The sequence below is a fragment of the Prevotella merdae genome (genome assembly GCF_900290275.1).
In the GTDB taxonomy this organism is placed as follows: Bacteria; Bacteroidota; Bacteroidia; order Bacteroidales; family Bacteroidaceae; genus Prevotella; species Prevotella merdae.
In genome coordinates this window covers 315974-327709 of record NZ_LT985325.1, presented here as the reverse complement: position 1 = coordinate 327709, position 11736 = coordinate 315974, and the positions used below count along the sequence as shown (strand labels likewise).

Annotated in this window: 11 protein-coding genes; all 11 read right to left on the bottom strand. The window is 33.0% G+C overall.

The genetic code is table 11. The features are described 5' to 3' along the window. Positions 1-75: 75 nt before the first annotated feature. The gene (locus C9991_RS13695) at positions 76-591 is read right to left on the bottom strand and encodes a 3-deoxy-D-glycero-D-galacto-nonulopyranosonate 9-phosphatase (protein WP_106813080.1); all 516 of its coding nucleotides are present in this window, start codon (positions 589-591) and stop codon (positions 76-78) included. Positions 592-594: 3 nt separating this feature from the next. Beyond that, on the bottom strand, positions 595-1644 hold the full coding sequence (locus C9991_RS13690) for an N-acetylneuraminate synthase family protein (protein WP_106813079.1): 1050 nt from the start codon (positions 1642-1644) through the stop codon (positions 595-597). A gap of 18 nt (positions 1645-1662) precedes the next feature. Then, positions 1663-2415, bottom strand: coding sequence for a cytidylyltransferase domain-containing protein (locus tag C9991_RS13685; protein WP_106813078.1), 753 nt, complete (start codon positions 2413-2415; stop codon positions 1663-1665). A 106-nt stretch (positions 2416-2521) separates the two neighbouring features. Then, entirely contained in the window at positions 2522-3712 is a 1191-nt protein-coding gene (locus C9991_RS13680; protein ID WP_106813077.1) for a glycosyltransferase family 4 protein, read from the bottom strand. A gap of 3 nt (positions 3713-3715) precedes the next feature. Then, entirely contained in the window at positions 3716-4807 is a 1092-nt protein-coding gene (locus C9991_RS13675) for a glycosyltransferase WbsX family protein (protein ID WP_106813076.1), read from the bottom strand. A gap of 4 nt (positions 4808-4811) precedes the next feature. Continuing rightward, a complete protein-coding gene (locus tag C9991_RS13670; RefSeq protein WP_106813075.1) occupies positions 4812-5963 on the bottom strand; it encodes a glycosyltransferase family 4 protein in 1152 nt (383 codons plus the stop codon). Between the two features lies 1 nt (position 5964). After that, complete coding sequence (locus C9991_RS13665) at positions 5965-7101, bottom strand: polysaccharide pyruvyl transferase family protein (RefSeq protein ID WP_106813074.1); 1137 nt, start codon at positions 7099-7101, stop codon at positions 5965-5967. Continuing rightward, positions 7098-8330 (bottom strand): hypothetical protein, encoded by a 1233-nt coding sequence (locus C9991_RS13660; protein WP_106813073.1) that lies wholly within the window; start codon positions 8328-8330, stop codon positions 7098-7100. The genes C9991_RS13665 and C9991_RS13660 overlap by 4 nt, the downstream gene beginning before the upstream one ends. A gap of 18 nt (positions 8331-8348) precedes the next feature. Beyond that, positions 8349-9194, bottom strand: a complete 846-nt coding sequence (locus C9991_RS13655) for an SDR family NAD(P)-dependent oxidoreductase (protein ID WP_106813072.1) — start codon at positions 9192-9194, stop codon at positions 8349-8351. 5 nt (positions 9195-9199) lie between these two features. Next, a complete protein-coding gene (locus tag C9991_RS13650) occupies positions 9200-10897 on the bottom strand; it encodes a thiamine pyrophosphate-binding protein (protein ID WP_106813071.1) in 1698 nt (565 codons plus the stop codon). Then, entirely contained in the window at positions 10897-11736 is an 840-nt protein-coding gene (locus C9991_RS13645) for a hypothetical protein (protein ID WP_106813070.1), read from the bottom strand. The genes C9991_RS13650 and C9991_RS13645 overlap by 1 nt, the downstream gene beginning before the upstream one ends.

The window sequence follows — 11736 nt, the reverse complement described above, 5'->3', positions numbered from 1 at the left end:
ATATAAAATTAAGACAAAATATAAAGTGAATTTTAGTATATGAATAAAAACAAGTGACTATACTTAAAAAGTTTTCTATTGTCTCTCAAGCGTTAAATCATCTAATATAGTCATAATTATTTCTTCTCCTAAAATTGTTTCAACAAATTCTCGAAAAACACCGTTTCCTCCTTCTTTTTTTAGAGGAACAGTTGATAAAGTTTGTATATAATATGGTGCTGAAGAAGGAACACCTGCCCATCCAACAAGTTTGAGAAGCTTTAAGTCATTCAAATCATCACCAATATATGCAACTTCATCAATAGTTATATGTAGATTTTCACACAATTGACGTGTTACAGCAACCTTATCCTTGCATCCAAGATAACAGTAATCCACTTTTAATTTATCGGCACGTCTTTTTACAATTTGGGTGTTCTCGCCAGTAAGAATACCGACGGGAATACCCAAATAGTGTGCAAACAACACACCGGCACTATCGTAGGTATGAAATTTCTTCAACTCTACGTTAGTGCCATCATAATACATACCTCCATCCGTCCAAACACCATCAATGTCTGTTAGAATGAGTTTAGGAAGCTTATTATTCATTTATTAATCTATCATATTTTTATATATAATTTCGTTTGCAGGAATATCATTAAGAGCCTTATGTCCTACAACCATATTTTTTTCTGCCCATTTGAAACCATCACCAGGACTAAGCATATGTATCATATCTTCAGTTATAACATCACCAGCCTTAATATTAACAAGAGATGCAATAGAACGCTCCAATTTTTCCTTTGACCCAGCAACGCTCTTGTCTATATAAAGATCTTCTGTTCCAAGCCAACGTTCTACCATACGGATATCACGCACCATACGATTTACGCCATCAGGACCAAGAGAACCAGGTTGGTCAGTACCCTTCATGTGGCGATCAATAGTAATGTGCTTCTCTATAATCTCAGCGCCCATTCCAACTGCAATGGCAGGAGCAGAAATACCAATTGTATGGTCAGAAAATCCTATATGATATTGACCATAGTGTTTCTTAAGATAATTTATTGTATTGAGATTTAAATTATCAGGATGAGTAGGATACTGAGATACGCAATGAAGGATAGATATATTAGAATGGTAACGTGTAATAACTTCCAAAGCATCATCCAACTCCTTCTTACCTGCCATACCTGTTGATAAAATAATAGGAATCTTGGTTTCTGCCATTGCAGCAAGAAGAGGAAGATTGGTAAGATCACGAGAAGCAACCTTCAAATAATCGGGAGTAAAGAGCTTTAAAAGAGAAAGGCATCCTTTTGCACACAGAGTTTCAACAAAATCGAGTCCTTTTTCCTTTGCAAATTTATATACTTCAAAGTGCGCTTCGTCATCAAGTTCAAGGAAAGCTCGATGTTCTCCATAAGTTTTACCAAATGAATTAGGAGTGTTGTATGGACGATTCATTTGAGTTGTTGTCAATTCTTCATTCAAGTCACGACGAGTCATCTTGACAGCGTTCATTGGCTTTAAATCCAAATTAAAAACATCTTCATGAACAGGACGTGCAACAAGTTCTACAATAAGTTTCGCAATATCAACTGAACCATTATGGTTTTGACCAATTTCACCAATGATGTAGGTTTCACCTTTAGTTATCATAATTATATATATTTATAGTTATTTTTTGTTTTGGAAAATATTTGATATCATGGATTGTTTGATATCTTCGTGAGAGTCAAGATAATCGACAACATCTTGAAGGGTAAAGTTCTCATCTTGTGCTTTAAGGTCCGAATACACTTTCAAGGCATTTACGAGATCTTCAGGTGTATCTATTGTAAGACGTATATCATTACGACCTTGTAGGAAATCAGGACATATAATCCACTCACATTTATACTCATCGGGATGATTGTATATATGATAAGTAACATGTTCATGGGCAGGCGTTCCTTCTTCTGTTGTTTTTGCTACACGTTTGAGAGCAGAAAGACGTACAAATTCCCCCCAAAAACCAAAGTGGGTAAGAATAGAAGGCTTGTCGTTTATACGAAATCCAATATAATCCGCATCACTTGCCTTTGCTTTCTCTACAAGTTGTGCTATTCCATGCCAATCCATAAAGGGATTATCAGAGCAGATACGCACAATACCATCTACATTATTTGCCTCTGCTGCTTTAATGAATCGGTCAAGAACATCATTCTCAGAACCACGGAATACAAGTTCTCCCTTTTCTGTTAAAAACCTTTCTAACTGATCATTGTTTTCATTTACTGATGTAGCAACAATAACCTTTGAACCTTGTACTTTGTGAAGGTTTTCAAGAAGAGTTTCAAGGAGGGTTTTATCTCCATAGAATTGCTTTAAAATTTTGCCAGGTAAACGGGTTGACCCCATTCGAGCCTGAACGATAATACCAATGTTCATAATTTTATATTTATAATATGTTTTTGTTATTGTTATATATTAAATTGCCTTTTATATGACTATAAATTAGAATGTCACAGTAAAATTTGGGTTATTTGTCTGCTTTTTAACTATAAGCTTGCATTTCTTTTATTAGATCGCAATATCCACCAATCATACTTTCAATACTAAAACTTTTCAAATAATGATTATATGAATTATCAGACATTTCTTTCTGCCTATCAATACTCAAAGAATAAGACAATATGGCGGAATATAAATCTTGCATTGTAGGACGTATCAAAAAACCATTTTGCTTTATAAGTTCTCTATTTCCTCCTACATCAGTTAGTATAACTGGCAGATGACTTCTTAAAGCTTCTATACCAGAGATAGGCAATCCTTCATCATACGATGTCATAACAAATAAATTGCATTTGGGTAATAATTGTGAGACATCGTCTCGCGCTCCCCAAAAAGTAATAAGATCTTCAACACCAAGGTTTTTAGCCATAATTTTACAAGCTTCTAATTGATCACCACTACCTATAACATCTAAATGCACTTTACATTTATTTCGTATCTTAGCCAATACTTCAACTTGAAGAATTTGGTTTTTCCTTTTATTTACAGTTCCAACAGTAACCATTCTTACAGAACCATCAAATTTAGGTTTTATATTATTGGAAATATTTGTAATACCATTATGTACAACATGTACTTTTGATTCAAATTCTGGAAAATGAGAAACAAAATTATTTAGTGCTTCATCTGCAACAAAAACTATTTTTGTTGCAGATTTAAGACATCTATAAGCTCGTTTGTTAAGTGTTTTTTCATAATTACTACCCTTTAATTTGGGATAATATATCATAGTCATCTTGAAGATTTCACCATTTGTATGAAGGATCAAGATATATGGTTTAGGACTAATTTTATTACTTTTGCATTTATCTATGTATGCCGAACATGTATATATTTCATGAAAAACAAGAACATCATCATTCTTTAAATTGTCCCAATATTTAGAGATAACTCTTTCTCCTTTTCCAAAATATAACTTATCAACCAGAAGATAAGAACCTATAGAGGTAAAACTTAAAAGGTTTGATATAATTTTTTTTCCAACATTAGTTATTTTGTTTTCATTTATCGGTGATGAAATAATATCCTTATCTTCTTCATCCAATGAATATATTGTAGACTTTGATATGCCGTGACTTTTAAAAATATTATCACCCTCCTTAAATGACAAAACAACCTTTCCGGCTCCTGTTCTTTCAAAAATAGATCCAAAAAAACAAATTCCTAATCTCATAAATTACTTTTTTATAATTTCTTTTAAAGCATCTAAAAAACCATGACCATATTTAATGTCTGGTTCCATGTAGTTTCCTTCTCCCCATTCATTCCATGACATTAAATAAACAATACGATGTTCATAATCTTTATTTAAAACTTTTTCGATGATTTGCTGTACATGTTTTTTGAAGGTACTTGGAGAACAGTTGTATAAAACTGTAGCATCTTTTCCTGAACGTGCTGTTCTGTCAAAACCTGATACTATAGTTGGATAAGTTGTAGAACTTGCCAAATCCTCTGTTACCATTTTATCCATAACCTTACTATAGTCATATTTATGTATAAATCCATATTTGCGCAATTTGAACTTAAGTATAGTCCAATATTTATTGCGATCTAGTGATTTCATGGCAGCCGACATATTTCTTTCATTTATAGCATCAAAACCTTTGTTTAAGATTTCTTCTTTTGTAGCTTTACCATATTTTAGACCTACAAAATGAATTCCTTTAAGACCATTTTTACGAGCCAAGAATTGCCAACATTCAATGAATTCTTTAACATTTGGGATATTCAAAGGATCAAAAATGGTAAATAAAGGCTTCTCATCTACTTTTATATATCTGTTGTCAAGAAAAGCAGGCAAGCAATAATTAAAATGTTCAATCCAATCTTCTTTTCCTGGATACCTTTGCTCCATAATCATAGGATCTTTAGAAAAGGCTCCGCCCTTTTTCCAGGTTTTTGTCATCCAACTATGATTAGCCCAACCTAAACAAAAAGGAAAATTTGGCTCTCCAGAATGAAGAACTTCTTCAAATGGACGCTGAAGCAACATACGTTTTTCTCCAAACCAGTAATGCCAATACATAAAACCTTCCACTCCGGATTCTCTTGCTAAATCTGCTTGAGCTTTCCGAATCTCTGGCATTCTTAAATCATAAAAACCTAGGTCTGCAGGAATTCTCGGTTGATAATGTCCTTTAAACATTGGTCTTGCTTGTGCAACATTTGTCCATTCTGTAAAACCCTTACCCCAAACGCGATCATTCTCTGGTATTGGATGAAACTGAGGCAAATACATAGCTATAACTCTTGCTTTTGTTTTCATTTTTTTATTTCTTTATTTCTTTATAAATTGTTTCTAATTGATCAGCATTACGTTCAATGGTATATAAATTTCGTACTACCATATATGCTGACGATATCATATCACTATAATAAATCTGTCCGTTTTTACATACATTAAGCATGTGTTGGGTCATGCCATTTATATCTTCACATCTTAATGCTATCTCATGTCCTGTCATTTTCAAGCCATTGTCAAATTGTTCTTTAGTTCCTCCGGTATTACGACCGATAACAATGGTTTTGTTAACCATCGCTTCTACAGTTATAAATCCAAAGCCCTCCATGACAGAAGGTACAAGTACTGCTTGTGCACGAGACATTAATTCGTAAATATCGCTGCGAGTACCGAGAAATTTTACTCTTTTACTATAGGGACTTTTACTTACTTTTGTTTTCAGCATATTGGCAAACTTATTGTTATCACCACCTGCTAACCATAATTCCTTATCTGGAAATTGTTTTGCAATTCGAAGAAAAGACTCAACAGCCCAATCTGCACCTTTCGATTCCGAGACTCTACCAACAAAGAGAAAATAGTTGGATTTCTTGGTTAATTTTTGTGGTTTATAATCCTTGGAAAAAACTCCATCATATACAATCCTTGTATTTTGAGATGACAACATATAATAACGTTGAACTGCTTCTGTTATAGCAATATTTATATCATTTGTTTTCAATACTGCCTTTTGAAATACTTTGGATGGAAAATGATGAGATTTTATGCCTTTGTCTGTTTCTCTTATATGCCAAACATGTGGAACTTTCAATTTTCTTGCCACATCAAAACCAACTTTTAACACTCCAACATTTGTGTGAATAATGTCTGGTTGGATGTCTTTAACAAGTTTTTCTAAACTTATTTCTGCTAAATGATTCTTCCATAATAAATCAAACAAACGCTTTGGCCAAGAGATAAAAGATTTAAAAGTATAAACACTTGGATATATTGCATTTGCATAATAAATCACTGATACTTGTACTCCTAAGTTCTTAAGCGTATCCACTAACGGACCTTGCTTTGGACAGACTGCATATATTTGGTGGCCTTTCTTTTGCATTTCCTTTATAATAGAAATAACAGCAATCGAAGATCCTTCAGATATACCTGAGGAATGTAATAAATATAATATCTTCATATTAATCTTCAATACATTGTTTTAAATATCCAACAGAACGTTCTCTTAATTGTTCAATACGTTTGTTAACTGGAATAAAATCAACATCTTGCATCATTTGTGGATTGTCTTTATCGTTCTGGGAACGATGCTGTAATCCCAATATTCCTAAAAACTCCACAATACGAGCATTATCTTGTACATTTAAGTCCCCCTTACGTTTACTGAAAGCATAGAAATTTACATTGTAATTTATGCAAAACAGACAACCATGGTATGAATCTGTTACCACATACCTGGCTCCACGAATTAGTCCTAGCCAATCATCGGGTCCAACACCTTTAATTGCATTTTTTTTATTCAGATATTTGGGCCTAGTTACTACATAATATACAGGAAGATTATGTTTTACACTTAGCTTTTCTGCAAATTTCACAACAGTATCTTTCTCCCCAAGGATATAGGCAAGAATATAATCTCCCTTAATATTTGGAGCCTTAGCTATTTTATTCCAATCATCAGATGTAAGAAGAAGTGTTGGATCGAGCACATGGGTTACCTTTCTTCCCAAAGTTTCAGTTAACAGTTTACTATTTGCTGCTTCTCGGCATGATAGAAAATCAAAATACGAGAGTTTTTGTTTTAATAGTTGCAGATAATCATCTTTCAAATCAGTTGTTCCAAAACTTGGAGCATAAGAACACCGTTTTGGAAGATTTGCAAAGTCCAAGAAATATGGATTATTTGGTTTATAAAGATGAGGGCTCCACGACTGATCACTTCCTACCATATAAGCATCGTAATCTTTCACATTCAGTTTTTGTTTAATGGTGTCATAATAGTATTTTTTAGATGACACTGGTATATAAAGTTTGTGAAATCGTTCGTATGCATCTATTGTAGATGAAAATTCTGGAGTATGGAAGAAAGCATACTCCCCGCCTGACTTTCTTTTTCTAATTATACTAAATAACCTAACTAAAGGAGTTTTTATAAGTCCCTTTATTATTCGAATTAGTTTGTAAGGATCTGGCGAGGTTGAATAGTTCAAGTATTCTGATTCCACACCAAGTTTACTCAAAGCTTTTGCCAATGCGTATGCTTGAAGCATACTGCCATAATTAGGATCATGATGACAAGTGAATAGTGCTATTTTCATTTTGCTAATTGTATTTCGTTTGTAGATTTAAGAACTCCTACTAAGTATACCATAATGAAAGCCGTGTAGAACATAGTACCCTCTCCTCTGGCAAACATTAATAAATAAAGAGCCATAAGAACAAACGAACGATAATTGTTCTTAAGCCTTGCAATCCATAACAAAAAGACAATAAACAATATCATTCCAATAAGACCGTTTTTAAGTAAGTATGCCTTATAGCCTACACCAAATTCCAACTTTTTTCTATCTCGTAAGCCAAATACGATATCAGGAGAAGCTAAAAATGAAACATATTGTTCATCCATAGCCTCTGAAGTACGATTGTTTCCTGCAATACCTTTTTCTTCATCAACTTCCAGTCGAGAGATTATTGCTTCATTAATAACATTTTTTCCCCCGTTATATTCTGAGAAAAAATAGTATGCTACAAATAATGATAATCCTATACCTACCAAAATTGATATTCTCCTTCGTGAGTATTGCATTTTATGTGCTATAAATGCCAAGATTGTCATGATGAAGCCAGCCAAAGAAAGAGTTAGAATCAATGTTACTAAGTATAACTTATTTCGATAGTCTTTTAAATCAAACTTATTGATAAATAGTAGGAACATCATCAATATTGCAAGGTAACCTGGTTCTAGGAATATACTATTGAAACGAACAAATGAAGGTATATCTGAAAAAGGCCTAATTATCCAAGTTATATCCACCAAATACAAATAGTGGTTTTCAAAAAGATATTGATCAACAAGACGTCCAGTATAATCTTCTATAGTTCCAAATGCAATATCCTGAGAAGGCAAAAAATCATACCCAATTAAATGTAATATCCAAAAAACCACCCCAAGGCCAAGGATAAAACTCAACACATTTTGAAAAGCATTAAACAAATCCTCAAGATATTCTCTACGCAACATAACCACAACCAATAGAGGAAGTGAACTTATAAATGCAACAATATAAAGGTTAATATTGCCAATACCCGCAACATACAATTTGAGTAAAACTAGAATTATTGCAATTTTACTTCTTGAACGACTTATATTCCACATTGAGGATGTCATAAAAAATGGCATACTAATGCCTAAAAATATGAAATTCATCATCAAATTGTCGACTTCAAAGAAAAGCCAACAGTTCAATGAATAGAAAACCATAATTAGCAACACCATCTTATACAGAACCCAATGTCTATCTTTTATTATAACTTGAGCTTTTTGCATCTGTAATCATTATTAAAATTATATACATTTTAAATGCGAACCATAATCGCAATTTATAACTTCTCCGGAAATACAATTTGAGATATCACTTAGGAGAAAAGCAGCAACCTCTGCCATTTCTTCAGGAAGGAACACCCTTCCGCAAGGAGATGGTTTATAAGTAAGGTCATCGGCTGTTCTACCCGTCATCTCTGAAACTGTTATTCCAGGAGCAAGAGCATTTACTCTTGCACCCAAAGAAGATAAACGATTGTTCAAGCCGCCTACAAGACTATTAATAACAGCTTTTGTTAAGCCATAGGGAATATCTGTATGAAAAGATCCTCTTTCACTACTAATAAATAGAATGTTTGTAGAACTGATAGAGTTTCTTTTTTCCTGCTGAAGGATGTATCGCTGAGCAAGAAAATAAGAGCCTTTGTAATTGACATTAAACTGCTTATCAAATCCATCAGAAGTAACTGTTCTAAAATCTTTTTCATGAAAAGACACTCCTGCATTGTTAACAAGACAATCTATTTTCCCGTCTAAAGCAATATAACATTTTTCCAAAAAAACATCAATATTCTCTATATCAGAAATATCAAAAGGAATTATTTTGCATTTATCTGAACCTCCTAATGTATTTTGAGATTCTTTCAATGCTTCCATGCCTCTACCACATATCAACACTATAGCCCCCTCGTCGATACATTTCTTGGCAATAGCATAACCGATACCCTTTGAACCACCAGTTATGACAATATGTTTTCCTTCAAGAATGTTTCTTGATTTACTAACATTAACCTGTGCTGTTATTGTTTGAGTTGGCACTCCTTTTAGTATATAGCGTAGTGCTCTTTTTATTGTTTTCAATAGCTTCATAATATTTATTTCATTATACGTTTAATTTTTTCAACGATTCTTCTCTGTAATGAAATGTTATTACGGTTGTCATTTAATATGGCTCTAAGCTCTCTACCATCATTATCTGCGTTTGTAATAACTTCAAGAAGCTTTGCTCTATTTGAAGGTTCAAAGAAATGTTGCAAACACTTATGAAGTTCGTCAGAATTCACAGCCCTAAAATATTCTAACTGTCCAAGTTCTGATACTTCTTTAAACTGATTTTGATGTGATGCAGCAATATGCAAATTAAGTGTAGAAATTCTATCCAGACTGATATTGAAATGGAATTCTGCTCCAGCATTATTATTCACCAAAAGAATACGGACATTAGAAGGTAATGTGTCAATAGAAGCATTCAAATCATATAGATAACTCAAATCTCCAATAACAAGTAAAGCAATATTATTAGTTGAAATGGCCTGGCCTATAAATGTGGACAAAGCCCCATCTATACCATCTGCACAAAGATTACCTACATAAGTAGTGTTTGCGGGCAACGGACAAAAATTAGTAAAACGCATTGCATTCAATACACTTGCATGTAACGAGGAATTTGGGGGAAGTTTTGCAAGAGTTTCCCTTATAGCATAAAAGTTTGTAAATGTACGAGGAACCAAATGTAACTTATTTACTTGCTTCATCCACATTTTATAATATGCTTTAGAGTTTTTTCCTGTAGAAACAGTTGCCATACTATTAAAAAATGTCTCAGGTGTAGTAGCAAAGATATTTTTAAGCGTCCTCATCGGATCATATAAATTACCTTCTTCACTAATATACCAGTGTGGAATATTTTTACCTCGATATAGAACACCGAAACCCGAATAAACTTTTGATCCATAAGAAATTACAACATCTGGCTGTAAATCTCTTATTTCATAAAAATTTAACACATTATCAAGTCCTGGTGTATGCACAAAGTGATTATCATTTACATTTGCAAAATGATCAACTGTGATTACAGTCTCATACTTCTCGTTGAAACGCAAAAGAGCTTCATGTAGAGATTTATTTACAATTTTATTATCCCCACAAACTACAAGCACTTTCTTATTTTGTAGGAATGAAGCATATTTTTCCCATCTAATATCACCTTCTAAAAGATTTATTTTTCTTGTTGTTGGTATTTCTTTTACATCAAATGTCGATAATTCAAAAATACGAAGCGGCTCTAAGAAGTTTACCTGTACAGGACCCCATATTCCTTTTCGAATAGCCATAAAAGCTTCATTAACACATCTATTACAGTACCAATATTCATCATCATTAGTTACCAAAGGAAGGTCTACCGCATATTTACAAAACGGTCGATACATATCAACCTGATTGATGCACTGATTTTCTCCATGAAATCTTTGATATCTTGCTCTATCTGAAGTGAGAGCCACAAGAGGTATATTCTTTTCATATGCTTCTTGCATTGCAGGCATATAATTGCAACTTGCTGTTGATGATGTACATGTGACACACACGGGAGCATGAAGAGATTCTGCAAGACCCAATGCCACGTATGCTGCACTACGTTCATCCACTACAGAATAACAAGTGAAAAAAGGATCTATCTCAACAGAATGTACAAGCGGAACATGACGTGTTCCAGGAGATATCACAAAATGACGAATATTATACTGTTTCAGTAATGATATAATAATCTGGACTTGTTTTATATGTGTATACATTATTCTTTGTTTTTAATATAAATAATTTCTTTTCTACCTGAAAAGTCAAAATTGTCAGAATCTACCACTTTAAGTGAAATATTATTAGACTCTATCCAAGGTCTAATACGTTTCATCAAACCAGACGTGTCTGCATATACTATAATACAGAAATTGTCGGGTATACATCTGAAATTAAAAATATTCGAATCATAAGCAAGTAATGATTCTGGGATACATAGAATACAATTACTGTTAGATTTTCCTAATATAAATCCTATATACTTTGAAATGACACAATATTTATGTTCTGGTTTTATAGTTTGAACATTAGCTTTGCTCTCAACAATATTTTCTACAGGATTATATAGAAACACTGTATCGTTTTCTGATACCACGCCTTTTATTATTCTATTTAAAAAACTATAGTCTATAGGCTTGTCATTATCAATAGTTATAGAACTTCTTAAAAGGAATGGACCATTATTTATTCTAATAGTATTTGCCAAAGTACTTATTTCTGAAGAATCAAGCAACAGAGCTTTACCTACAATACAACGATCTATATACTCAAGAGGTTGATACAGATTTGCATTATAAGTAACTACTAAAATGTTGGTTCTTTGAAACCATGCTTCGGTAATACCAGTATAGACACTTGAAAGATAACGCTCATCAACTATCAATGCAACTCTATCATCTTTCATTTTTGAAATTCCAAGTGCCTCGAATGTTGCAGAACGAACGTCTTTGACAATTCTATAATTATATGAATATTTTAAAGCTTGACTTACATATTCTTCGCATATAACACTATCAATGTTAAGAATGCTAAGTAGTTCATTTAATTTTTGAATCAT